Source organism: Microseira sp. BLCC-F43 (assembly GCF_041929235.1).
Classification (GTDB): Bacteria; Cyanobacteriota; Cyanobacteriia; order Cyanobacteriales; family Aerosakkonemataceae; genus Microseira.
The window spans coordinates 1-24,163 of record NZ_JBHFNP010000148.1; the positions used below are offsets into that span (position 1 = coordinate 1).

A 24,163-nucleotide genomic window follows, 5' to 3' on the forward strand; every position below is an offset into this window, starting at 1 on the left:
GAAAGCCCCCCTGACCCAGGGTCGAACCTGAAAGCCCCCCCTTGCTCAGGGTCGAACCTGAAAGCCCCCCTTGCTCAGGGTCGAACCTGAAAGCCCCCCTCAGGGTCGAACCTGAAAGCCCCCCCTTGCTCAGGGTCGAACCTGAAAGCCCCCCTGAGGGTCGAACCTGAAAGCCCCCCTTGCTCAGGGTCGAACCTGAAAGTCCCCCTGACCCAGGGTCGAACCTGAAAGTCCCCCTTGCCCATGGTCGAACCTGAAAGCCCCCCCTTGCCCATGGTCGAACCTGAAAGCCCCCCCTTGCTCAGGGTCGAACCTGAAAGCCCCCCTCAGGGTCAAACCTGAAAGCCCCCCTTGGCAAGGGGGGTTGGGGGGATCGATGCGTAAGTCCTGATAGTAGTGCGACCCCTTTAACTTATTCCCAATAAAACCATGAAAGATACTTTAGAAAAATCTGCTACACCAACTCAGCAAGAATTGGAATTTCCTCAAATTTCTCCAGTCACAGATGCAGATATCATTGCTCATCTGCGGCACTCTTGCAAAATTGCCGAAATAGCGACTTTAGCTGAACGCGACGCCTTAATTCTAAAAATTTGCGAAAACCTTGGTATTGGAGTTACCGATGAGGAATTACAAACAGCAGGAAATACATTTCGCATGGAACATAAGCTGCTGGAAGCTAATACAACCCTAGCTTGGCTTTCTCAGCAACGCATTACGGTAGAAGATTGGACTCAAGGTATTAGACTTACCCTACTTGCAAAGAAGTTAAAAGAGTATCTCTTCGGTGCAGCTGTTGATAACCATTACTTGCAAAACCGTAACGACTATAAACGGGTTGCTATCTCTCAAATTGTAGTAACTAACCTAGAAGAAGCTTTGAAAATAATCCAGGCAATTCGAGAACAAAATTCTTCCTTTTGTGCTTTAGCGCTGGAATACTCGAAAGTTAAACAAGCTAAAGAAAACGGTGGTTTTTTAGGCATTCGCTTTTTAACCGAACTGATGCCAGAAATTGCTAAGGCTGTTTCTGAAGCCAAAGAAGGTGAAGTTCTTGCTCCAATTCAAACTAAATTTGGTTATCACGTTATTAAAGTTGAAAAGTGGTTGACTGTTGAACTGAATGAATCCATCAGAGAACGAATTATGGAATCACTTTTTCAAACTTGGTTACAAAATAAAAGCCTTGTGTCTAACATTCCCCAACAGTAAAGGATAATTTTAAGGAGGCAAATAAATGTACAGTTTTCCCGTTGTTTGTGGTATAATCTTTATCCTCAATGGAGCAATTCAGTTATTACGTAGAGAGTATGTAGCAGGGAGTATCTGGGTTTTTCTAGGTACATTATCTCTGCTAACTCACAATATGAGAGAATTGGAGAATTTCCAATTCAGCGATCTGAGGCGGTTATCTGTAAAAGCAATATCTTTTGGAATTGCGCTAACAATAGCTGTGGCTCTATTTGGTTATCAAATTTTTCGTGATTACACAGCTAAAAATAGTTTGAATAAAGACAGAGCGGAACATATTCAGCGTCGTCAATAACGCCAATAAATGGAAAATGCAGCACCAAATAGAGTGCTGCATTTTTTTTGAATAAGTAAGCTGATTAACACAATAGCGGCGTGAGTGTGACAATGCTAGGCAGAAATGGCGATATAATTCCACCATGAACGCCTTTCAGATCGGCATCGCTCAGTTCACTAATAAAGTTTTCTTCACCCATGAAGAACTCGGAACCTACTGGTTGTAAATCAGAAATTTTGATAGCAGCCATAATCTTGCTCCAAATAAACAATAGTTGCTGGCGCTGAGAGTTTAAGAGTGAATTCAATGTTTTATTCAACCGTTGATTTTATCTTAGTAATTATTGGCTAATCTTAAAGATTTTTGTTTAAATACAAAAATCTTTATATACCATATTTTTGGAAATATTAGTTAAAACAAAAAGCAATAATTAGCGGCAATCTATAACAGAAATTACCTAAGTTTTTGCTACACAACTGGTTGACCAGGGTAAGGCTACCAGTACCTCTGTAGCAATCATTTGCATAAACGATATAAGTATTGTAAGAATAAACAAGTTGTCAAAACTATAAATTGAACTTTCAACTGAGTTTGATAGCATAAAACTAAGATAAAAAAGACGTAATTTTATAATTAATGTCTGTAAAAATCGCTCTCTAATGACTTTGTTGTTAGATTTATTCTCTAAGATAGCTATATAGAATTACTCAACAAAGGAAAACTAATGACTGCTATTACAATTTCCGATCTGCATCCTGCTGGTTCCGATCTGTTCCTTGATTCTGAAAGCTTTCTGAGCGATTTGTCAGATAGCGAACTTCAAATCCAAGGAGGATTGTTTTACCCTACTATCACCACTCCGGTGATTACGATTCTTACACCGTCTCTCGGCACACCTATATATCCTGTGCTGTAAGTATTGAGTGAATTTCATAGTATAAAAAAACTGGCTATCGCACTAAAAGCGCCATTTTTTATTTCAATTAATAATAAGTTTTAGACGAAAATAACAGTATTATGTCTAAGTATCTTTAATTTATCCTTTATCCAGTACTTAAATAACCCTTCTGGTTTTATCCCAGGGCTTATTTTATCCAGTTATACAACTAGATTTTAAATTTTCATTGGTAACATGGCAGCCAAAACCCACCCGCCTCTACAGTTTATAGCAAATATTTAGCAAATCGGTGAGGGTGGGATGTAAATTAATCCCATTACGAGCGGGGGGATGATTGGTTTGATAGTAGATAAACCACCCTTAACCGCAGCTGCCTGCTCGTCAAGGAATCTGCTTCGTGGCGTCGTGCTTCCGCATTAACAACAGCTTCAGCAATCAAATCGTTAATTTCGATTTGACTTTGGTGTTTTCTTGAAATAGCTTCCATTTTTACTTTTCTCTTCAGTGTTTGAGTGTGAATAAGGTAGACACATAGCGTTAGTTTAAATTTAGCCAATTTAAACTAAAAATTTCAATTATCCTTGCCGGATCATAAATTTTAAAAATATCAAAATAAATAAAGACATAACTACAAGTTTTTAGGCCAATAAAATTGTTCATAATATTGAATGATTATCCCAAATTATGGCAAAGTATAGACAAGATTGCTTGTTCTGTTTTCTCCATTCGGATCTGCGGTTTTTAAATTTGATTCAAAGGAGGAATGTATGTCTGTAAATTTGTTAGAAAGACTGAAAGAGTTTTTGGTAAGGCTGGTTAAAGACCAAGCCTTCCGCAATCAACTAGATAACAGCACGGTTGAGGAACGTCAACAAGCATTGAAAGAGGCTGGCTACGTCTTTTCAAAAGAAGAATTTGAAACTGCCGCTCTCGATCTACTAGAGTCAAAAGAGCAGGGCGAATTCACCGACCTGAATGAAGAGGAACTAGCGGGTGTCCTCGGTGGATTTGTTGGCGGAAAATATCCCATTATCCAACCCATGTACGGCGTAATTGTCTGGCCTCCAAAAGACTGGTTGCCTCAACCAATGTATGGAGTCATTGTCTCAAGCGACCAATAATTAACTCAAGTTGCTAGTTATCTCTCTGTGAGCGGCTAATGGCGTTCCCAGGCGACCGCCTGGGGAACGAGGCTAATGGCGAGATTGGTAAAAATCCAAGATTAGCAATTAGCAATTAGCAATTAGCAACGCCGTTTATAACTAGCAACTTGCGTTAATTACTTTTTCATCTGCCGCTTTGAGGATGAAAAGCGCGAACCTTGTGTTTTTAGCAAGTATTTATTGCTATGCTGAATTTTGTTCCTCAAGCAGCCAACATTTAGAGTGGGAGTTTAACAGTGATGAGTGTACTTTCTCCCACTTCAGTAAGTTCAATCATTTAAATGACGAGGGCATTCTAAATGGCTAATATTACTATATCTGACGTCCATCCTGCTGGTTCTGAATTGTTCCAAGGATCGGAAAGCTTTCTGAGCGACTTAACAGACCACGAGCAGATTTATATTACGGGTGGTTTAGTTAGCATGACTGGCCTCAGTATCGTCAGAGTTCCCGTATCAGAAGATATTTACTCCATCTCTATTTCTTCTCTGTTCTGAGGCTGAATAAAAATGGAGACATACTGAAGCAGTTATGTCTCCAAAAGGAAGTTTAAGAAATTAACTTACCCAATCCAAAAAACTGAAGGTTTTTATGACATATCGCCGCACGAGTTATGCCGTTTGGGAAATTACTCTAAAGTGCAATTTAGCTTGTAGTCACTGCGGTTCGCGCGCCGGACAAGCACGCACTAAAGAACTTACCACAGAAGAAGCGCTTGACCTCGTTCGGCAGATGGCAGAAGTCGGCATTAAGGAAGTTACACTGATTGGCGGCGAAGCATTTCTGCGTCCGGATTGGTTGCAAATTGCCGCAGCGATTAATAAAGCTGGGATGCTTTGCAGCATGACTACTGGAGGTTATGGCATCTCGCTGGAAACAGCAGGTCGAATGAAAGAAGCAGGCATTGCAACTGTCTCGGTTTCAGTTGATGGTTTAGAAGCAACGCACGATCGTCTGCGCGGACGCCAAGGATCTTGGAAATATGCTTTTAAAACCATGAGTCATTTGAAAGAAGTCGGGATTAAATTCGGCTGCAACACCCAAATTAACCGCTTATCAGCACCTGAATTCCCTTGCATCTACGAACATATTCGCGACGCCCTTGCGATCGCTTGGCAAATTCAACTAACTGTCCCAATGGGGAATGCCGCAGACAACGCACATATCCTCCTGCAACCCTGCGAACTACTCGATATCTATCCAATGCTAGCCCGAGTAGCTCGTCGCGCTTTGCGCGACGGCGTGCAACTCCAACCGGGTAATAACATCGGTTACTATGGCCCTGAGGAACGATTTTTGCGGGGACGCGGACAGGGAGACGAGTGGAGATTTTGGCAAGGCTGTTCTGCGGGACTTTCTACTTTAGGAATTGAAGCAGATGGCGCGATTAAAGGTTGCCCTTCTCTGCCTACAGCAGCTTATACGGGTGGCAATATCAGAGACCTTTCACTGCGAGAAATTGTTGAAGAAACTGAAGAATTGCGCTTCAATTTAGGAGCTGGAACGCCCCAAGGAACAGCGCACTTGTGGGGCTTTTGTAAAACCTGCGAGTTTGCCGAACTTTGTCGCGGCGGGTGTACTTGGACTGCTCATGTTTTCTTCAACCGTCGCGGGAATAATCCTTACTGCCACCATCGGGCGATCGTACAGGCAGAACGGGGAATTCGGGAGCGCGTTGTTCCTAAAGTTCAAGCGCAAGGGCTACCCTTTGATAATGGTGAATTTGAACTTATTGAAGAGGGTATTAATGCGCCTTGGCCGGAAAATGACCCGCTTCATTTTACAAGCGATCGCATCCAATGGCCTGCAACTTGGCAGGATGAACCAGACTTTTCCCATCCCCGATTAGTTGAAGTTTAATCAGTTGCAGTTGCAAGGAGCTATAAATTATGGCAGACAATTCCAATTCCTTCAATGATAAATCTCAAACTTCCATCCTTCCTCGCACCGCATGGAAGAGCGAATTAGGCTTTTTAAAAGCCATGTTGAAAGCCAAACAAGCCTTAGACAAAAGAGAAAAGGCTACGCTCACAAAATAAATTATAAATTTCAGGACTTACGCAGAAACTCTAAATGTAGGGTGCGTAAGCTTTGCGTAACGCACCATCAACACCGTATATGGTTTTGGTGCGTAAGTCCTGCTTTTATACGGAAGTTGCCCCCGGCGGGGCAACTTTCGTGGCTCCAAAGCCTTGATGCAGATGGTTTTGGGGTCTTTTCACCCCAAAATCTACAGTCATGTAATTTAAGATTTTATTAAGCTTTGTCAAGTCAACAATGTTCTAAGATGCCATCAAGCCAAAATTAACCCAAACCAGCGCCACATCAGGGTTTCAACGAAATGTAATCATATAAGAGATTTTCCCAAATGTTGGAAAGTCAGATTTGCTAATCGTTTCAGGCGGAAGTTACCCCACAACGCGGGGTAACTTCCGTTTATAAATTGGCAAGGCTTTCTAAGTTGAGTAAAAACCCCCTGATGATTAATCAGAGGGCTTTTTTCTATTTAACTCAAGTTGCTAGTTATAAGTTGTGACATTGGTAATTGGTAATTGGTACAGGACTGACGCACGCGGAGGCAAAAACAAAGGTGATGCGTCAATCTCGCGACTGGAAACCCATGATTTTTTGTATAAACCGGGTTTTTGGTAATTGGATTCACCAGGAAAAAAGAAACAAAGGTGAAGAGTATATCTCTCGTTTCCAAAGCAACGATTTTGCTGAGAAACCGGGTTTTTGGTAATTGGGTTCACGACGAGAAAAGCAACCCGGTTTCACAGTCGCTCTCTCGTTTCCAAAGCAACGCTTTTGCTGAGAAACCGGGTTTCTTTGCGTAAGTCCTGTAATTGATTGAATTGATTACACAGCGACAGGTGTCGCTACCTGACGTATTTGTTCAGATGGGCTGTAGTTATCTGTGATAACTTGCGGACAGCGCATACACGCTGCTTTACCTTCTTGCTGCCACCACCGACACTCACGACGGATAGGACAAGGTGGTAAATTCTCTGATACGGCAGCCAGTTGGTTTGCAACTCGCGTTGCTAGACGACAATTTGCCCCATCAAAATGCTGGCAACCTGTCCCCGCACAGGGGGCAGCAACTCGAAACACTTCCCCTGGCGTAACTGATCCGCTCAGAGCAATCAGTTCATCAGTCAGAGGCTGAACCTGCTTAAGATAAGCGACTTGGGGTTTTTCTACTGTCCCAGCAACTATCCCAAATACCGCACTATTCCCGACTTCAGGTCGCGCACTGGGGCAAAGGGGTATAGGACTTTTGACATCGATTTCTTCCATTGGATCGACCTCCACCTACGAATTTTTTACCATCAGGACTTACGCCATCCTAGAAACCTGGTTTCTTGCTGCGTTCGCTAGTTCCAAGTCGAAGATTTTTCCGAGAAACTTTGGTGTTTGCGCGGGTTTCTGCTTATATCTCTGCTTCCCAAACCAACGATTTTTCCGAGAAACCCCCATGGGTGCGCGTAAGTCCTCACCATTTCAAACTTGACTAAGAAATGGAAGTTTCAGTAGGTAGAGCGATTAAACCAATTATAATCGGCGGACAAATCATTTTTCCTAAAATGATTGGCTTTACAGATGCAGAAAAACCACCTTTAACAGCAGCTGCTTCTGCATCAGACAGAGATGCTTCTACATCAGTAATTTGATGGCGGCGTGCCTCTGCATTAGAAACAGCTTCAGCGATTAGGTCAGTGATTTCAACTTTAGCGCGATGATTTTTGGAGATGCTGTCCATTTTTTTTGGATTGTATTTGTGGTTCTATTGAAGCTATTAATAGCTTTTTATTATTTCAAAATATAGCCTAATTATTCCAGTTATTTCAAATAATAAAATCTATTTTTTTGACGTAATTTAGTAATTTTTGTCTGAGAATTCCCAGAGGCAGTTTTGGAGTAAAATGCTATGCAGTATATAATATGCTTTGATGGCAAAGCTCTTCAAAAAGACAGGAATTAAGCACAACGAGGCTTATTCTCGGTTTCGACCGTCGCTCTCTTCCAAACCCAGATTTTTCAGATCACCTTTGTTTCTTTGCATAAGTCCTAAAACAGATGCAATTTGAGCTTATATCATGTCCCTTGGCAAGGGTTGTGTAATATGATGTCCGCCTAATTACCCTGAATAAAAATCTCGACCTCGTCACCGTGTCACCCCCTCAGAGTCATTCCTAAATAGATGGGTAATTAACCGGACATTATATAACTGCTAATGGCTAAATAAAAAAGAAACAGTCAATCATTACTGAGCAGATCGGGAGGCAATTGACCATTAGCAATTATCAATTAGCAATTAGCTATCCATACACTACCGATGCCTAAGGACATGATATTAAATCAACAGTTTTTAATCGGATTAAAATTAGACAGCCGAGCAAAATTAAAGGACTGGAGGTGACTCCAGCCCAAACATTTGATGTAGCTTAATCCCCTAATTTTTTCAGGTAATTGGGCTAAAAACTTATGAAGCGCTCATATTACTGGGCACCAATTTTTCTCCTTTCAGCATCCGCGAAGCCGCATCGAGCAACGCTTCTTCTAGATAAGGCTTAGTGAAGTAACCGCTAGCACCCAAATCGAAGGCCATTTCTCGGTGTTTTTCCGCACCCCGCGAAGTCAGCATTGCTACCGGCAGATGAGTGAGGTCGGGGTCTTTATGCAACCGCGAGAGCAACTCCAGACCGTTCATTCTGGGCATTTCGATATCGCAGAAGACGATATCGCAAGGCAAACCCGATTTGAGTTTATCCCAAGCCTCCTGACCATCGCGTGCTTGTTCCACGCGGTAGCCAGCCTTATTAAAGGTCATCGAGAGCAGTTCGCGTACAGTGATCGAATCATCCACGATCAAAACTCTCGGCTCGTTGACGGGGGTTTCTGACGCGGCTGCCAGATTATTTTGCTCCCACAACATGGCGCGGCGATCTTTACCAACCCGTCCCATCGCGATGTCGATCAACTCCAACACGTCACCAATCGGCATGATCCGACCATCCCCCATCACGGTAGCACCCGCGATGCCGATGGGTTTAGGTACCGGGCCTTCGAGTTGCTTAATTACAATTTCCTGCTCGCCGACCACCTGATCGACCTGGATCGCCAAGAAGTTACCAGCGCTACGCAGTACAACGATCGCCACCGAATCTTCATCTTTGCTAGCGCCGTACACGCGACCCCGACCTAGTTGGCGATTGAATGTCAGCAACTCGTTGAGATGCTTGAACTCCAACTGCATATCGCGCCATTGAATATACTGATTGCCTTCAGCATTGACTTGAACCCGAGATTTAGGCACATCGAGCGCATCTTCCACCCCGTCCATCGGGAAGGCAATCCGAGCTTGGTTGCTGACGCAGCACAGCGCTTTACAAATACTCAGCGTCAGCGGCAGGCGAATCGTAAACGAGGTACCTTTGCCTTGAGTGGAATCGGTGGTGATGGTTCCCCGAATTTCGCTGACGTTGGTACGTACCACGTCCATCCCAACCCCTTTACCAGCGATCAAGTCAGCCTTATCCTTAGTACTCAAACCAGAAAGGTAGAGCAGTTCGTAGGCTTCGATGCGGGATAGGCTGTTGGCTTGTTCTGCGGTGATGAGTCGTTTTTCCACCGCCTTAGCCTTCAGCAGTTCCACATCGATTCCCGCACCATCGTCGGAGAACGAGATCACCGTCTGGTTACCTTGGTGGAAGGCAGAAAGGGTAATCCGACCCACGGGTGGCTTGCCTTGCCGCTGCCGCACTTCAGGCGCTTCGATCCCGTGAGCGAGGCCATTGTTGATTAAGTGCTTCATCGGGTCGGAGAGGTGTTCCAAAATCAGCTTATCGATTAAAGTTTCCCGCCCTTCGATTCGCAGTTCTGCCTGTTTGCCCAATTCGGCGGCTTTATCCCGCACGTAGCGGAATAACGGAAACACCCGTTCAATTTCGGCAAACGGCACCATGCGGGCGCGAGTCAAGCCTTCTTGCAGCTGGGTGGTCACCTGCCGGAACTGGCGGCTGACTTGATCGGTTTCATCAACGATAAATTCGATGTCAGAGGCAGATTCCCGCACTCGCACAATCAGTTCGATCATTTCTTGGGAGAGGGTGTGGAACGGCGTAAAGCGATCCATTTCGATATGATCCCAAGTCGAACCCGATGAGTAACCGCCAAATCCATCGCCACCTGTAGTGGAGAAGCGATAGCTCTGACGGCTAGCCAGCAGCGCCGATTCCAGTAGACTGCGCTCGTACAAATCCTGCATCCTAGCGCCCACATCGCTCAGTTGCTGGACTTGGTGCAGTAAATTATCCAAAAACTGCCGCAGCCGTTCTTGATCCTGTTCCAGACTGTTCCGGTTGACTACCAGTTCCCCCACCAAGTTTGTGAGGTTGTCTAGCTGCTTCACCGGCACCTTCATCGTTTGTTCAAATATCCTCGCCCTTGGCTTAGACGCATTAGCCTGCCCCGGCCTGGATTTCATTGGAGGGCCACCCAGGGTTTCCGCACTGGCTATCATGGCTTCCAGGTCTTCAAATTCGTCGCTAGCCGCCACAGCTTGGGTTTTATCGGTGGTTGGCACGAGCGCTGGCGTACTCTTGCCGTCTCCTGGTATAGCCGACACCATCCATGACATTGTATCCAGGGTCATATCCGCCCCGGAAGGTGCGATCGCCTCTTCCCCCAACATCGCTTCCAAGTCGGCAAAATCTAACTCTGCCGATGGCGTGCTTGAACTTACACCCGTTGCCCCTATATCCCCTGCTTCACCCAATATCGCTTCTAGGTCGGCAAAATCTAACTCTGCCGATGGCGTGCTTGACCCTACACCCGTTGCCCCTATATCCCCTACTTCACCCAGCATCGCATCCAGGTCGGCAAAATCCGGTTCTGGTTCCAACTCTGCCGTTGTTGTTGTCTCTGCAAAAGCCAACTGCTCAAACGAAAATTGCTCTTCTCCCTCACTGGTTGTTGTTGTCTCTGCAAAAGCCAACTGCTCAAACGAAAATTGCTCTTCTCCCTCAGTTAAATTTACTACCCCCTCCTCCGTGTTTTCCTCATGTTCTTGTTGAGCCAAATCCGATTCGGCATCTACATCCTGAGTAATTTCTGACAGCCATGCCAAATCATCATCATCTGCCCCTGTCTCGCTCTCCGCTGACGGAAAATCAAAGCTTAACAGTTCTTCTGCCGTTGCATTATCAGCAATCTCAAAAGCTTCCTCCTCTGCCGGTGTTTCATTTCCGAACAAATCGAACTCAGTACCAGGCTCATCGGCAAAAAGGTCAAACTCCCCTTCTCCACCATCGGAGATCCGAGCCTGGATTTCTGCATCTTGTGCAGGTGGTGTTTCCATATCGGCAAACAGATCCGAGGAAGCCAACAGCCAATTGGCATCCAGTCCTAGATCGGCTTCTGTTTGAGATGGCTCGCCCCAAAGTTGGGACGGTTCATCCAGGGAGAAGAAATCATCTATCGATGCTTCAGCATTCTGCGGTGACGGATAGTCCCTTGTGGGTTTTGAACCAACCTCTGGCGCGCTAACGATACTTTGCGCCGACGGGGTTTCTCCTGCCGCTGCTTGGGACCCAAACAGATCGTTGGCATCCCAATCAAAATCATCTGTCAGGGCGCCGAATTCAACCGCTTTTGCATCCCCCTCGATTTGATCTGCCCAGTTTTGGTTGATTGCTTCGAGTCCCATCAATTCCGACTCGTCGCCCAATAGCATTGCTGCTTCATCTTCAGGCGAGTTAAAGCCAAAATCTACTTCACCAAATGAGAGCGCTGGCGTCAGCGCTTCCAAGTCAGATGGGGAATCTTCCCTATTTAATTCTATTGGCGCTCTATCCGACAAAGCGCTGCCTGCTGCTGGGGAACTCTCCTCCCTGGCGGTGAATAATTCGCCTTGCCAATCATCAGCGGGGGCAGAGGGTTCAAAGCCAGCCATATCTAACTCATCGGGAACTTGCCCTGCTATGGCTGCGTTATCCCAGCCTTCGAGCCAATTGCTATCGTCCAAGTTAGAGATGTCTGCACTTTGGGACCTTGCCAAGTCAAGCGCCTCTGACTCGTTAGCCAGTTCTGCTTGCCAAAAGTCATCTTCGTTTAATCCGGCAAATAATTCGCTCAAGTCGTCCGCTTCTGGTTCTGATGCGGCAGCAGCTGATGGCGAGCTTGCCCGAATTTGCTCGGCGGGACTGTCCTGGAAGAACAAATCTTCCCCAAACAAACTCAGGTCTTCTTCATCTTGGGAGGTAGCACCAGTCTCTACAGCGGGGAAATCCTCCTCAAACAGGTCGGTCAATGCACTTTCTGCTTCGCCTTCCCCCTGGAACGCTACCCGATCTGAGGTACTGTCGTCATCGAAGCCGAACTTTTCCCCAAATAAACTGATGTCTTCATCTGAACGCGATGCAGGTGTTCCCGTCGCGGAGAAATCCTCGTCAAACAGATGAGCGGTCAACCTGTTTGCCGCTGCGGCTTCTCCCTGGGGCGGTATCGGCGAAACTTCGCTCTCATCATCGAAAAATGCCTTACCAAACAGCGTCACGGTATCATCTTCTGGGGAGTCATCGGGGGATGCTGTATAGGTTTGGGCAAACAGATCGGCTAATTCATTGTCTGTCGCTGCATTGAAATCGTCGAAGCTTTCCAACATAGGCTCGCTTTGAGCGTCGCCGAGAACTTCTTCCACTTGCCAGGTAGAATCGAGTTCTGGGACTTCTTCTGGGAAAAGGTCGTTTAACGCCATCAGTTCCGCTGCCCCAACTTCCGGCCCTGTAGGATCTGCCGGTGCCGTCACGATCGGCTTTTCCGGTCTATCGCTGCGAGCGGTTGTTTTTGCGGGGGTAACATCGGTGTCAGGTACCCAGAAGAATTGTGCAGCGTCATCCCCTGGTTCCCATGCGTTCGCGCCGAAGTCAATCGCGCCCTCTGGCGGCTCGCTGGCAACACCGTCGCCGAGAGCGTCTGCGGGGGCCTGTGCGAGGGCTGACTGGAACCAGTCTTCCGAGTCGTCGCTGTCTCCGGTCACTGCTAGCAGGTCTACCAAATCGGATTCTATGGCTGCTTCCGGTGTTGGTGCTGGTGGAGCGAGCGCTGCGAGTTGGGAGCTGACCGCCACTTCGGCTTCCCGTCCTGCTAATACCAGTTCTTGGGCTTGTTTGATTTCCTTGATGACGATCGGTGCTAGAGTTTGGGAGGAATTGTCGGGGTTAGCGATCGCCCTTCCCGCACAGGAGAGCAACTCGCTCCAACCAGGTAGGTTAAACCGAGACCCCAGTTCCTGCAATTGCCTACAGCGCGACACCAGATCCTCCCGACTGTTGGGCCACTGGGGTGGCTTAAATAGCTGCAACATCTGCCGTAGATGCTCCATCACCTCTTGTTTAAACGCCACCTGGATCTGATCTTTTTCCTTCGCTGCTGCGGCTACAGCTGGCACTTTGACGCCGCCTACTGGCTGTTTGGTCAGAACTTCTAGGTGTTGTTGCAGTTCGCTAAAGACGGGTGCCGTTGTTGACATCAAACTGGCGGCGACGTCCTCGGTTAAACCAAAAGGACCTTGCAGTTGTTCTATCAGGGATTGCAGCGTATCAAACACTCGCAAGAACAGGGACTCCAGCTTTTGGTCAACTCGCACCGGACTGCCTTCCAGGATCTTGAAACAGTCTTCTAACAGGTGAGACGTTTTTTGGATGCTGCTAAGACCGAGCATCCCTGCTCCGCCTTTGATCGAGTGAGCGGCACGGTATACTTCCTTCAACATTTCCGGGTCGTCGATCGTGTTTTGCAGCGCCAGCAACCCTTGCTCGATCGTGTTGAGGTGATCTTTGGCTTCTTCAATGAAGTAGCCCAAAATGCGCTGTTGTTGTTCAGGCAGCATAGTTCTATTTTGGGTTTTAGAGTTTAGATTTTAAAGGGAAATAACAGCTTTTACGGGAAAGCTGCTTCTGACTCATGACTGCTTGACCTCAGATCCTCTACCGTTCTGTCACGTCCACTCGGAACCGTTCGACCCCGGTCAACAGGTCGCGGGCGACGCCGACCAGGTTTTGCAGCGAACCCGATACGCGCTGAGCTTCTTGAGAGGTTTCTTGCGCGGTCAGTTCCACTGATTGCACCACCTGAGCCACGTTGCGGGTGATTTCCGCCTGTTCCACGGTATCGGCAGTAATCGAGCGCACGAGGGCGTCGATCCGATTCGACACCTGAATGATGTCGTCGAGGGCGCGCTTGGCTTGTTCTGCCCGTTTGGTACCTTCGATTACCTGCTGGGTGCCTTCTTCCATTGCCATCATCACCGATGAAGTTTCGCTCTGGATTTGCAACACAATTTGTTCGATGTCCTTGAGCGCTTTCGCTGCCCGGTCTGCCAGCTGCCGTACTTCATCTGCCACGATTGCAAACCCCCGGCCTGCTTCTCCTGCCCTAGCCGCCTCAATGCTAGCATTGAGCGCCAACAGGTTGGTGCGGGAGGCAATAGTCGCGATCAACGCGACTATTTTGGCAATTTCTTGGGAAGATTCTGCCAATCGCTTGACTTTTCGCGTCGTTTCTGCTACAGTCTCCCGAATGCTCAAAATCCCCGCGACGGTTCGTTCTACGGCTTCGCCGCCTTTGAGCGCGGTGGCGGCACTGGTGCGAGCCACTTCCTCGGCTTGTTTGGCGCCGTCGGCGACCCGTTGAATCGCATCGGTCATCACTTGGACTTGATTGAGGGTGACCGCGAGTTCTTCGGCTTGCCGCAGGGCGTCAGCCGAGAGACCCATCGCGAATTTTTCGCTATCCGATGCGTTTTTATTCACTTTGCGGGCGGCGTCTTTCACCTGCTGCACGATATCCCGCAGGTTTTGAATCGTTAAGTTAAAGGCATCGGCGACGGCTCCCAACACGTCGGCGGTGACTTCGGCTTGCACGGTCAAGTCCCCTCTAGCTGCGCCTTCCACATCGTCCAGCAGCCGGATCACTTGGCGTTGCAAGTCTTCTTTGGCCTGTTCTTGCTCTTCAGCTTTCCGTTGCGCCTCGCTCATGGTGGTGAGCATAACGCGGGTCATTTGGTTGAAGCCAGCACCCAGTTGTCCCAATTCATCTTCGGAGTACACCGTTGCTTGAACCGCGAGGTTGCCCCCACAGACGGCATCGAATTGGTTTTGCAACTCCTCGGTGCTGCGCCGGACTTGCTTTTCGATCAGTCCGCCGATCGCAAGGGTGGTGGCACAGCTAGCGACGCCTGCGACTCCAGCCATTGCTAAGCCAGTCCATTGCAACTGTCCCAGGACTTCTCTATTGCTCGATCTAAAAAACACGTTTTGGCTGGTGAAGCTGATCGCCGCCACAGCGATCGCCGATGAGATCCCCACGACACCCGCCGCGATTAGCCGCTTTCTTCGCAAAGGTGCGTTTTCTAAGAAAGCCAGCCAACCTTGCTCGACCGTCACCGTAGGTTCGATGTGGCGGCTATCCCCCTGGGTAAAGCTGGGGACTTGATCCGTTGCTCCTGGTAGGAGAAACTCTTCGTCGCCAAAGGTCGAGCGATCGCTTCCGGTGCTTATATCTGCCGAGCCCCCCGTACCCTGGGTGCTGCTTCCTGTCGTTAAACTAAACCCAGAATTAGTCGTAGCTGCCGAGAAGCCTGCTGAATTTTCAGGCATGTCAAAATCCGGGATATTCCCCAGATCGTCATCGTCAAAGTCTAATTCGTCAAAATCGAAAGCTGTACTCCCCGACCCCATTCCCTCTGACCCCTGAGTCGATTCAGCCTTTGTATCTTCATCAAAGGCTGAATCGAAAACCCTGGCATCAAAGTTGTTGGTGGCGTTAAAGCCGTTGGATGTCATCGGGGAACTCCACCGCGAAGGCGCTTGACCCGTTCTTGGCGCTTCGTATGGCTCTTCCTCTCCCAGTAATACGGTTTCATCTTCACCCACTTGGCGTTTGGTGGAGGGAGGTTCGTGGTAGCCATTGGTGTCACCGCCGGTATGGGGCGTTCCCAAGTCACTCGAATGCCACAGGGACAAAGGTCCGGTATCGTCTATGGCGGGGGGTTCGTCTTCTAGGGGCGCGATCGTTGGTTCAAAATGTTTCGCCGATTGGTAAAATTGCGTTTCTTCATCGTTTGACGAGGCTCCGAACGGGGAAGACTCGTTCCACTGGGCTCGCGCTGCATCGTTGTTCCAGTTAAAGTCTTCCTCATCCATCGAAAACAAATCCGATGACCCTAATCCTGGCGAGGATTCCTGGTACAAATTCGACCGCGCGGCGTTATCCCTGTAGGAGCCGTAGTCATCGACAAATGGATTGTCCAATCCCTCTGTTTGTCCTTCTAACCCAGAAGGCGCATAGGGTGAAGTCGAACTGCCGAAAGGATTGGCAAACGGTTGGTCTAACCCCGGTGTATTTTCGGTATCATCAACGCTATCGAGATCCAAACCGCCCAGGTCTACATAACTTCCTGGGTTTGCATCTCCTAGATTTTGCCAATTATTCATCCCTGGCTGGGCGAAGTCTTGATAATCTACCTCGGGTGGAAAGCTATCATCAATATCTTCCAAATTCCCAGGCTCTACAGGTGCCCCCCTCGGCGTTTCGCTTTGATTAACGTAAGCCAGACCGTTGTTGGCATAATTGACGTACTCCTGGTTATCCGTCAGCGATAGGACTTTCTCGTATTCTTCCCTCGCTGCGTCGTACTGCTGCAAGTCGCAGTAAATATGACCCCGCAGCAGACGGATGCCTGCATCTTCTGGGAAATCCTGCACCAGTTGATCGACTATTTCCGCCGCATCTTGGTAATCGCCTTGCATGTAGGCTGTTTGAGCCTGGAGATATTTCTGCCCATAATCTGTTTTGGATGCCATTTGCCTCCTCCAAATAAAGTCAAAAGTTAATAGTCTTGGATTAAAAAGAAACAGCTAGCCTAAGATACAGCGGCAGTGGTTAGTTGAGATTTTCTTTTTTATTGTCTGTTTTTTTAAGCTGCCCACCTTGCCGATCTGAGGATTTTTACCGGATCGAGGAGTCGGAGGCACTGATTAGTTTCAGCGTCTAACACCCACTCCCCGCGCAGAAATGGTTCCATACTGTCAGGGGCGCTGTTGCGCGTCTGGAGCCAATCCGCGTCCAGCCAATCCATACCCACGATCTGGTCAACTGCTAACCCTAACATTGTGTCTCCGTCTTCCACCGCAATCACGGGAATTTCCGGTCGGTCGGTATTCAACAACGTTGGCTCTCCCAGAAACTGCCCCAAGTCCGCCACCCATATTACCCGTCCCCGAAAGTTCACCGTTCCTAATAGCAACGGCGATGCATTGGGAATTGGCGTAATCCGGTCTGGTGGCTGGGAAAGCACCTCTTTGATTCCCGTTGCAGGCAGTGCAAACTCCTGCTCCGGAGAAACATAAAATCGCAAGTGCAGCTCACCTTCAGGAGTTTCAAGTTCCTGGAACTCCGGAGCTTGGTCAGCGCCTCTGCCCGTTAAAAAATCCGGATTTCCAACCATAAGCTTTTATTTATCCTCTTAACAGTTGTTTGACCGTTCCAATCAGTTCTTTCGGCTGAAAAGGTTTGGCAATGTACGCATCTGCTCCCTGTTTCATCCCCCAGTAGCGGTCGAATTCTTCCCCTTTAGAAGAACACATTACTACCGGCACGTTCTGGGTTTTGGGGTCTGCCTTCAGCCGTCGGCAGACCTCATAGCCATTCATTCTGGGCATCACAATATCCAAAACCACTAAGTCAGGACGATGACCCTGAATTTGTTCGAGTGCTTCCAGACCATCGCTGGCTAGGGTTACATCTAACCCACTTCCTTTCAGAAGGTCTTTGATCATCTCTCGTTGACTTACACTGTCTTCCACAACCAGAACTGTACTCATAAGTTCCCCCCTACCTGCTGCTTTAACAATTGTTAACAAGAACGCTTTTTTAGGGTTAACCCTTTTCGCCGATATGGAACTAAAGTAGCTTGAATCCTTGACGAAAAGATCGCCGCTCAAGTCAAAGCTACTCCCCCAAGGCCAGCCCCAGATTGGGTTCTGGGGCTACAAGCCGTCTTGGGATAGCGAGTTGAGTTAATCTGCGCCAGACTTGGTAAAGTGAATGTTCTTGGCTTAAAATCATCGATTAGCATTGCTATCTGCTGCTGTACGTACATCTGTGCTTTTGCCAAACCTTTGGAGATTAGATCCCTTAGCATAAGTAATTCCGCAATAACTTGTTGTGACCAGACTGGCAATGGGTCAGGGTTGAAAGTCGGGTGCTAGAGTCGGTGGTACGGAACGCAACAGAGTTGCAACCCACAAATCCCTTCTTTTAGGCATGGGAATTGTCAATGGCTCCTATCTCCTCTTCTATCTCATTAATTGACTCTCGATCGGTTTTAGCTTTAGCAGCATCGGCAGAGCCGACGTATTTTTCTACCAGCATTAATAACTCGCTGTCACCGAACGGTTTGGTCAGGTAGTCAGTCGCCCCTACCATCCGCGCTTTGACTCGATCGATAAACCCGTCTTTGCTGGTCAGCATGATAATCGGTGTTTGTCGAAACGCGGTTGCTCGGCGTAACATCGCACAAATTTCGTACCCGTCTAGTTCTGGCATGGCAATGTCGCACAGGATCAAATCGGGTTTGATTTCAAACACCAGACTCAACGCTTTCACAGGATGGCTGATCGCAGCAACGGCATAACCGTGCTGTTTTAGGGTATACTCTACGGCTTTACAAGTGGCAACGCCATCATCAATAAAGACAATGCTTTTGCTGCCGGTTTCTCCAAACAGCGCTAATTCTCGTCCAGTCGCCGTCGCCACCGGGCCGGAATAGAGCAGTTGCACCCAGCCTTGCTTAACATAAGGATAGATGGCTCGTGCCACTGGTAAAATCTCTCGATTTAAATAGCGGGCCATTCGGCGAATCGAAGTTTTGCCGTCTGCCCAATGCTCCAATATTTTAAAAGTATTTTCTGGCAGAGCTTGGCGTAGCTTGGCAGCATCGGCAACGATCGGACACTGGTCGGGAGATTGGATGTGGGGGTGAAACTGCTTCCACTCCTGCACCTGTTTCATAATTTTCGCCACCACTGGGCCAATTTCCAAGGTCATCAGTTGCGGTGCTAAAGCTGGGCCAATTTCAAACATGAATGACCCGTTGTGTAAGCTCAGCAGGTCAAATAGGGTTTCTTTGACCATACTTTGCAGGATGCTACGTCCTTGAGCTGGGGTGAGGACGTGGTTTTCTAGCAAAGCCCAAAGGTAGCCGTATTCTGGCGCATTGGTAGAAGCAATTGCCGGAACGATCTTGCTGTTTAGGGTCACGTCTACCCGATAGCGCCGCACGTAGTCCCGCAACCGCGATAAACTGCTGTTGCTGTCTGCTGCATAAGCAATTTGACCGTTGAGGAAAAAGACAAACCAAAACCGCTCCCCCAGTCTCGACTTGGAATCCCGGTGCAGGCCAAATGCCTCTACTTCCAGGTAACCCGTTCGCTGACCTAACTCAATCAGTTGCAGGATACTGCGGATATCAATTTCATTCAACGTCCCCTGCATGGAACTTAAAGGTTCTCCTAAAAACTGTATTGGTCAGCCTTCAGTTGCCAGCTTGTTGCCAGCGCCTTTTTGCTGACTTTTTTTGCTTGGGTATGGCAAAATCCCAACCAATCTGGACCTATTCAGTCTAGGTTAGAATTTAACAAATTTTGCGTAATTCCCCATACGCTATGCGGTAAAGATAGATTTTTGCTGGTCACGAGTCCCACCCCGACCAATTGGGATCTGTAGGACAGACACGTCCCAGGTGAGGAATATCCAATAGATTTGTGCTAAAATCAACAAGTGCTTGTACATCAATGCCATACGCGCTCGCTCAGCTAATAGGTATATGTGACAGCAAAAAGTTTTGGGTCCCAGGAACTAGGACTCCTGCTACTGGAGGGAATGTCAGACGATATCTTAGCAATAGGACGAGGCGTTTCCCGCTCAAGGTAGAAGCTCCATACCCAATGGGATGGGGTAGTTGACCCTAGCTGCCAACACCATGTTACGCTCCGTCCCCTCTGGGTAAATCTGTTGTAAACCATTTTCTCATTTCCCTGATGGCAAATTCTCTTCCCCAGCAAGGGAGCAACTGTCGTCGCTTAGGGAAGTAAGACGTAGTACCAAGTAGCGAATTATCTACCTATCTCGCTTAATCGTGAACATTTCCCTCTCACGCACTCCCGCTAAGCAACAACGATGTACAGCCTGAAGTTGGAATTAAAACTTAACAACAAACAGAGGTCATTCCTAGCCGGAAGTGCTGGTTTTAGCCGCTTAGTTTACAACTTCGGCCTATCATTGCTTACCTCTTCCTGGGGATTCGAGGGCGTCAAAGCTAGTGAATCGAAGCGTTTAACCCAAATCGAAAAGGTCTTTACCAACCACGTCAAAACCTTGCCCCAATACGCTTGGATGAAGCAATATCCATCAGCCATCTATTCATCAGCATTAAGAAACTTAGCTTCATCTGTTGACCGATGGCGCAAAGGTACTTCTGGTTTTCCTAAATTAAAGTCAAAAAAACGAGGTGACAGTTTTAACGTTTTAAAAAAGGCAGGAGTGTATCCCGCCAAGGGTGAACCGATGGTTCCGTTTACAAACCGTCAAGTTCTTTATCCAGGCAAGAAGATAAACATCCCAGGTCTAGGACAATTCAGGCTAAAACAACCAATTCCATTTTTATGTTCTTGCCAAACATTTACTATTTCGAGGGTAGCCGAGAGATGGTTTGTCTCATTCGCGCTGGATATTGACAAGGTTCCACCAGTTATACATCGGGTTCAATCAGTTGGCATTGACTTGGGGGTTAAATGCTTTGCTACCTTGTCAGATGGCTCCAAAATCTTTGCGCCGCAATCTATCAAAGAAGCTCTAACCAAGCTAAGTAAGGAACAGTGGCGCAACCGGAACAAGCGATTGGGTAACCGCAGCCAAGGAATCAAAGCATCGAACAATGCTTTGAAGTACTACCAAAAATTGGCAAGAAGACAGGCCCGGGTTGCTAAGATCAGGCGAGACTTTTTGCAGAAAATCACGACTGACATAAGCCTTAAGTACTACAACATTCGGATTGAAGATTTGAATGTCCAAGGCAGGATAGCTAATCAAAAGTTAGCTGATGCTATTGGGAGCTTGGGATTGTATGAATTCCGTAGGATGTTGAGCTATAAGGCGTCGTTTTTTGGTACTAAATTAGAACTGGTTGATAGATGGTTTCCCTCGTCCAAAACATGCTCTTGCTGCGGCAATGTTCAGCAGATGCCTTTGAAAGAGCGCGTTTATAGATGCAACAAGTGTGGCGTTTCTATCGATCGCGATTTAAATGCGGCTCAAAACCTAGAAAATGCCCCAAAAGATAGAGTACGTGCGGCAAGCGCGGAATTTACGCCTGTGGACAAGAAGGAGCTGGCTCCCTTGGCTGAAGCAGGAAGCAAACGTCGAATTAAGCGCAATGCTCGATTTGAGTAAGTTTTGTCTTGCACAATAGAGGCTCTTCGCTGCTTGAGTTAGTCATCTGGTGATTTCAGTGGCGCGCCTCGTAGCGCAGGTCGTTGACAAGTAAGCCCAGATTGTTTTAATGCCTTTGTCTACCTAAACTATGTTTAGTCAGACAAAAATTGAATATCCGGGGAAGGTCGAGCTATGGCTCGTTGCTCGTTTGACACATCAAGAGGATAAGCGGTGTGCTGTATCTAGCAGAAGTACAAAAGAAAAGCGGTGGCGTTTTTGGGGGCAGCAAGGCCGATCTTAAACTGCTGGCCTGTCAGCGGGGGGAGCAATGGAGTCCAGTACCCGGTGATGAGGTGATTCCCGCGCCTGAAGAAGCAAACAAATTTGGCGATGGGGGACTGGTGTTAGTGGAGCTGACGTCAAATCGACAGGTGCAGCGGATTGAGTCGGGGCGTCAGCTAGTCGGGATTTTGCAAAATTATTCGCGGCAACAAGAAAAATATAAAACCAAAGAAGAAGAAATTGAACAGTGGAAGGAGTCTCTAACCTATCAGGCTCAGGAGCTAAATCGCCGGGAAATGGAAATTCAAGCACGGCAAGAACAGCTCGAGCAAATGGAAGATGAGTTTGAACGGCTCGAGCAACAACGGCAGGAAATTAACAGCGCTCGCGAGGAAGCAGAGCGACTGCGGGAAGAAATAGATCGCAATCGTCGCGAGCTAGAGGGCGCTTGGGAGCATCTGCGGGGTGAGATGCGGCGCTTGGAAGAGCGTCAGTCCCAAGTGCAACAAACTAAAGCGGCAGCACTGGACGAGCATCAGGCAGCCCAAATTCAGGAGATACTCAATAACTTGTCTGGTGCGATCGCCTCCCCAGAACCAGTATTGGAACAGTTAAATTTCGCCTTCGAGACGGTGGCGGCACAACAAGCTGTACTAGACCAACACTGGCAACAACTCGAGCAAAAACGGGGAGCAGCCTCCCAACAGCAAGCAGATGTAGACCGCAGTGCCGCCAAGATCCAAGAGCGTTGGGCTAATTGGCAGCAAGCTCAGGATTCTCTGATGACCAGACGCTCGGAGTTAAAGGGGCTGCAAAATACTCTGGCTACCAAGCAGGAGTATGCTCAATCCCTCAGTCTCGCCTTGCGAAGCCAAAACGATTTAATTCAAGAGGTTCAGCGTCTAGTAGCGATGTCTACTGATGTTAAACTTAGCGCCCAAATCGATATTGCTGCCCTAGAGCGGATGCCCGTGGGTGACCTGCAAGCAATTGTACTAAACCGCCAGCAAGAGTTGGAAAAAGCTAAGCGCTTTGTCAGCGACCAAGAAGAGGAACTCAAATTACGCCAGCAGGCTATCGATGAACTGCAACAGCAAATTCAAAAAGCTAGCGAACAGGAACGTCAACAGCTGCAAGGCGATATCTCTGACGAGCAAGACAGTTACCAAATGCTGGAAGAATCCTATATGGGTTGTCTCCGCACGCTGCGGGAACGGGAAGAAATTTTCACCCAACACGTAAAAGTGTTGCGCCGTAGGCAAGGACAGGAAGATGAAGAGGGTGGAGATAACCAAAAAATCGATCTCGGTCCAGTTTTGAGGCAGTTAGAAACTATGCGGCAACAACAAGCTGAGCAACTGCAAAAGCTGGAAAGAGAAATAGATCAGATGCGCTCGAGCATTCAGCAAGCTCAAGGGATGATCGACCATCAGGCGCAAGAACAGGAACACCAGCGTCAAGAATTAAAACAGCTCGATCAGAATTTACAATCTCAGCGCGCCGCAGCCGCAGAACTGTGGGGTCGCGTGCGAGTATACGAGGAAATGTTACAGCCAGTCCAGGACAAGCTAAACGAACTGCGCCAGAAGTTAGAAGCGACTTCCGGCACGCTCAATCATATTCAGGAAGTCGGTAACTATCAAAGTTGGGCTGTTGGCGAAATGGGAGGAATTCTCATGAGCCTAACTAACCAAGCAAAACAACTGGCAGCTTCTTGATTTTAGATTTGGGATTTGGGATTTTGGATTGAGATCCAGTTACCGTCCACCGTCGCGAAAGCTCCCTGCAAAAACGGATCGGTTTGCGAGCGATTCGGGGCTGTAATCAAAGCGGTAATTTTTTCTACCTGCTCAAAACTGGGTGCCATCTGTAAAGTTTGTTGTAGAAACTGCCGCATCACTCGCCGTTGCAGGGCAAGGTGTGCTTTACGCAAGAGCGAACGATTTAAGCATAAAGTAGTCTCCCCTACTCCTAGTCTCCTCTCCTCCATAGCCTCTTGTAACAGCGCCGAAGCAGCTTTTTCCAGATAATCGACTTCTGCGCGTAAAAGTTCGGCTGTTTGAGCTAAGGCTGGCTCGACTTGCGGGTTAAAGTGTTGTTGTAAATAAGGTATTAATTCCTGGCGGATGCGATTGCGGGCGTATTTTAAATCTTGATTGGTGGAATCTTGCCAAACCGGAAGCTGCATGTCTTGGCAAAATTGGGCTGTTTGGGCGCGGGTGACTTCTAGGAGGGGGCGCACTAGCTTGATGTTATCAGTTAAGGGGCGAACCCAGGTGAGGCTTTGCAAGCCATCTGCGCCGCTGCCGCGCATAAGGTTGTAAAGTAGGGTTTCGGCGCGATCGCTCTGGGTATGTCCGGTGACGATGTAGGGGTAGTTGTGGGATTGCGCGATCTCACTCAAAGCTTGATAGCGCCACTGTCGCGCTGCTGCTTCACCGTTCAAAACTTGATTTGCTGAAAGTTTGTAGAAGGGTAATTGCCAATTTTTAGCTAGTTCTTCTACGTGGTTGGCGTTAGCTTCTGAGTCTGGACGCCAGCGATGATCGCAATGGGCGATTCCTAATTGCCATTGCCATTTTGATTGTAAGTCTAATAGTAATTTTATCAAACAAAGTGAATCTTGTCCACCGGATACTGCTATTAATAATTGTTGGTTTTTTGGCAATATTTGACGTTGTCGCAGGGTGCGATGTAGTTGCGCGTGGAGGGGTGTCCAAGTAGTGTGTGAGGTCATTTTTGAATTGAACCGCCATAGACGCGCCAGCGGCTTCCCGTAGGGTAGACGCCATA

20 protein-coding genes are annotated in these 24,163 nt (G+C 47.9%); 9 read left to right on the forward strand and 11 right to left on the reverse strand.

The genetic code is table 11. The features are described 5' to 3' along the window. The first annotated feature begins 429 nt into the window (after nt 1-429). Both ACE1CM_RS20965 and ACE1CM_RS20970 read left to right on the forward strand, forming a co-directional pair. Nucleotides 430-1,212 (forward strand): peptidylprolyl isomerase, encoded by a 783-nt coding sequence (locus ACE1CM_RS20965; protein ID WP_374880021.1) that lies wholly within the window; start codon nt 430-432, stop codon nt 1,210-1,212. 25 nt (nt 1,213-1,237) lie between these two features. Beyond that, nucleotides 1,238-1,546, forward strand: coding sequence for a hypothetical protein (locus tag ACE1CM_RS20970; RefSeq protein ID WP_374880022.1), 309 nt, complete (start codon nt 1,238-1,240; stop codon nt 1,544-1,546). Between the two features lie 64 nt (nt 1,547-1,610). On the opposite strand, the gene ACE1CM_RS20975 is transcribed toward ACE1CM_RS20970, so the two are convergent. After that, nucleotides 1,611-1,835 carry a hypothetical protein gene (locus ACE1CM_RS20975; RefSeq protein ID WP_374880024.1) on the reverse strand — a complete coding sequence of 75 codons (225 nt, stop codon included), beginning with the start codon at nt 1,833-1,835 and terminating at the stop codon, nt 1,611-1,613. Nucleotides 1,836-2,252: 417 nt separating this feature from the next. Between ACE1CM_RS20975 and ACE1CM_RS20980 the strand changes: the two genes are divergently transcribed. Next, complete coding sequence (locus ACE1CM_RS20980) at nt 2,253-2,444, forward strand: hypothetical protein (RefSeq protein ID WP_374880025.1); 192 nt, start codon at nt 2,253-2,255, stop codon at nt 2,442-2,444. A gap of 298 nt (nt 2,445-2,742) precedes the next feature. On the opposite strand, the gene ACE1CM_RS20985 is transcribed toward ACE1CM_RS20980, so the two are convergent. After that, nucleotides 2,743-2,913, reverse strand: coding sequence for a hypothetical protein (locus ACE1CM_RS20985; protein ID WP_374880027.1), 171 nt, complete (start codon nt 2,911-2,913; stop codon nt 2,743-2,745). A 280-nt stretch (nt 2,914-3,193) separates the two neighbouring features. Between ACE1CM_RS20985 and ACE1CM_RS20990 the strand changes: the two genes are divergently transcribed. The 4 genes from ACE1CM_RS20990 (at nt 3,194) to ACE1CM_RS21005 (ending at nt 5,628) form a co-directional block, all read left to right on the forward strand. Next, nucleotides 3,194-3,547, forward strand: a complete 354-nt coding sequence (locus ACE1CM_RS20990) for a Nif11-like leader peptide family RiPP precursor (RefSeq protein ID WP_374880029.1) — start codon at nt 3,194-3,196, stop codon at nt 3,545-3,547. 341 nt (nt 3,548-3,888) lie between these two features. Next, nucleotides 3,889-4,086, forward strand: a complete 198-nt coding sequence (locus ACE1CM_RS20995) for a hypothetical protein (protein WP_374880031.1) — start codon at nt 3,889-3,891, stop codon at nt 4,084-4,086. 94 nt (nt 4,087-4,180) lie between these two features. Continuing rightward, the gene (locus ACE1CM_RS21000; RefSeq protein WP_374880033.1) at nt 4,181-5,449 is read left to right on the forward strand and encodes a nif11-class peptide radical SAM maturase 3; all 1,269 of its coding nucleotides are present in this window, start codon (nt 4,181-4,183) and stop codon (nt 5,447-5,449) included. A gap of 29 nt (nt 5,450-5,478) precedes the next feature. Beyond that, nucleotides 5,479-5,628, forward strand: coding sequence for a hypothetical protein (locus ACE1CM_RS21005; RefSeq protein WP_374880035.1), 150 nt, complete (start codon nt 5,479-5,481; stop codon nt 5,626-5,628). 820 nt (nt 5,629-6,448) lie between these two features. Here the strand turns inward: ACE1CM_RS21005 and ACE1CM_RS21010 are convergent. The 8 genes from ACE1CM_RS21010 to ACE1CM_RS21045 form a co-directional block, all read right to left on the reverse strand. Further along, nucleotides 6,449-6,889 (reverse strand): nitrogen fixation protein, encoded by a 441-nt coding sequence (locus ACE1CM_RS21010; RefSeq protein ID WP_374880037.1) that lies wholly within the window; start codon nt 6,887-6,889, stop codon nt 6,449-6,451. A gap of 214 nt (nt 6,890-7,103) precedes the next feature. Beyond that, nucleotides 7,104-7,352 (reverse strand): hypothetical protein, encoded by a 249-nt coding sequence (locus ACE1CM_RS21015; RefSeq protein ID WP_374880038.1) that lies wholly within the window; start codon nt 7,350-7,352, stop codon nt 7,104-7,106. A 723-nt stretch (nt 7,353-8,075) separates the two neighbouring features. Next, nucleotides 8,076-13,484, reverse strand: coding sequence for a response regulator (locus ACE1CM_RS21020; protein WP_374880040.1), 5,409 nt, complete (start codon nt 13,482-13,484; stop codon nt 8,076-8,078). Between the two features lie 97 nt (nt 13,485-13,581). Further along, the gene (locus ACE1CM_RS21025) at nt 13,582-16,458 is read right to left on the reverse strand and encodes a methyl-accepting chemotaxis protein (RefSeq protein ID WP_374880041.1); all 2,877 of its coding nucleotides are present in this window, start codon (nt 16,456-16,458) and stop codon (nt 13,582-13,584) included. 113 nt (nt 16,459-16,571) lie between these two features. Further along, complete coding sequence (locus ACE1CM_RS21030; RefSeq protein ID WP_226578733.1) at nt 16,572-17,102, reverse strand: chemotaxis protein CheW; 531 nt, start codon at nt 17,100-17,102, stop codon at nt 16,572-16,574. Between the two features lie 10 nt (nt 17,103-17,112). Continuing rightward, nucleotides 17,113-17,478: a response regulator transcription factor gene (locus tag ACE1CM_RS21035; protein WP_374880043.1), complete on the reverse strand. Its 366-nt coding sequence runs from the start codon at nt 17,476-17,478 to the stop codon at nt 17,113-17,115. 116 nt (nt 17,479-17,594) lie between these two features. Continuing rightward, the gene (locus tag ACE1CM_RS21040) at nt 17,595-17,798 is read right to left on the reverse strand and encodes a hypothetical protein (protein WP_374880045.1); all 204 of its coding nucleotides are present in this window, start codon (nt 17,796-17,798) and stop codon (nt 17,595-17,597) included. Between the two features lie 116 nt (nt 17,799-17,914). Next, the gene (locus ACE1CM_RS21045) at nt 17,915-19,150 is read right to left on the reverse strand and encodes a response regulator (RefSeq protein ID WP_374880047.1); all 1,236 of its coding nucleotides are present in this window, start codon (nt 19,148-19,150) and stop codon (nt 17,915-17,917) included. Between the two features lie 699 nt (nt 19,151-19,849). Between ACE1CM_RS21045 and ACE1CM_RS21050 the strand changes: the two genes are divergently transcribed. Continuing rightward, the gene (locus tag ACE1CM_RS21050) at nt 19,850-21,106 is read left to right on the forward strand and encodes an RNA-guided endonuclease InsQ/TnpB family protein (RefSeq protein WP_374880049.1); all 1,257 of its coding nucleotides are present in this window, start codon (nt 19,850-19,852) and stop codon (nt 21,104-21,106) included. A gap of 215 nt (nt 21,107-21,321) precedes the next feature. Then, the gene (hmpF, locus tag ACE1CM_RS21055; RefSeq protein ID WP_374880050.1) at nt 21,322-23,088 is read left to right on the forward strand and encodes a pilus motility taxis protein HmpF; all 1,767 of its coding nucleotides are present in this window, start codon (nt 21,322-21,324) and stop codon (nt 23,086-23,088) included. 2 nt (nt 23,089-23,090) lie between these two features. On the opposite strand, the gene tilS is transcribed toward hmpF, so the two are convergent. Further along, nucleotides 23,091-24,107, reverse strand: a complete 1,017-nt coding sequence (gene tilS / locus ACE1CM_RS21060) for a tRNA lysidine(34) synthetase TilS (protein WP_374880052.1) — start codon at nt 24,105-24,107, stop codon at nt 23,091-23,093. Nucleotides 24,108-24,163 lie beyond the last annotated feature (56 nt).

Excerpts from the sequence above, each read along its gene's own strand:
- ACE1CM_RS20965 (WP_374880021.1), top strand. The coding sequence starts at position 430 with ATGAAAGATACTTTAGAAAAATCTGCTACACCAACTCAGCAAGAATTG.
- ACE1CM_RS20970 (WP_374880022.1), top strand. The coding sequence starts at position 1,238 with ATGTACAGTTTTCCCGTTGTTTGTGGTATAATCTTTATCCTCAATGGA.
- ACE1CM_RS20980 (WP_374880025.1), top strand. The coding sequence starts at position 2,253 with ATGACTGCTATTACAATTTCCGATCTGCATCCTGCTGGTTCCGATCTG.
- ACE1CM_RS20985 (WP_374880027.1), bottom strand. The coding sequence starts at position 2,913 with ATGGAAGCTATTTCAAGAAAACACCAAAGTCAAATCGAAATTAACGAT.
- ACE1CM_RS20990 (WP_374880029.1), top strand. The coding sequence starts at position 3,194 with ATGTCTGTAAATTTGTTAGAAAGACTGAAAGAGTTTTTGGTAAGGCTG.
- ACE1CM_RS20995 (WP_374880031.1), top strand. The coding sequence starts at position 3,889 with ATGGCTAATATTACTATATCTGACGTCCATCCTGCTGGTTCTGAATTG.
- ACE1CM_RS21000 (WP_374880033.1), top strand. The coding sequence starts at position 4,181 with ATGACATATCGCCGCACGAGTTATGCCGTTTGGGAAATTACTCTAAAG.
- ACE1CM_RS21005 (WP_374880035.1), top strand. The coding sequence starts at position 5,479 with ATGGCAGACAATTCCAATTCCTTCAATGATAAATCTCAAACTTCCATC.
- ACE1CM_RS21010 (WP_374880037.1), bottom strand. The coding sequence starts at position 6,889 with ATGGAAGAAATCGATGTCAAAAGTCCTATACCCCTTTGCCCCAGTGCG.
- ACE1CM_RS21015 (WP_374880038.1), bottom strand. The coding sequence starts at position 7,352 with ATGGACAGCATCTCCAAAAATCATCGCGCTAAAGTTGAAATCACTGAC.
- ACE1CM_RS21020 (WP_374880040.1), bottom strand. The coding sequence starts at position 13,484 with ATGCTGCCTGAACAACAACAGCGCATTTTGGGCTACTTCATTGAAGAA.
- ACE1CM_RS21025 (WP_374880041.1), bottom strand. The coding sequence starts at position 16,458 with ATGGCATCCAAAACAGATTATGGGCAGAAATATCTCCAGGCTCAAACA.
- ACE1CM_RS21030 (WP_226578733.1), bottom strand. The coding sequence starts at position 17,102 with ATGGTTGGAAATCCGGATTTTTTAACGGGCAGAGGCGCTGACCAAGCT.
- ACE1CM_RS21035 (WP_374880043.1), bottom strand. The coding sequence starts at position 17,478 with ATGAGTACAGTTCTGGTTGTGGAAGACAGTGTAAGTCAACGAGAGATG.
- ACE1CM_RS21040 (WP_374880045.1), bottom strand. The coding sequence starts at position 17,798 with ATGCTAAGGGATCTAATCTCCAAAGGTTTGGCAAAAGCACAGATGTAC.
- ACE1CM_RS21045 (WP_374880047.1), bottom strand. The coding sequence starts at position 19,150 with ATGCAGGGGACGTTGAATGAAATTGATATCCGCAGTATCCTGCAACTG.
- tilS (WP_374880052.1), bottom strand. The coding sequence starts at position 24,107 with ATGACCTCACACACTACTTGGACACCCCTCCACGCGCAACTACATCGC.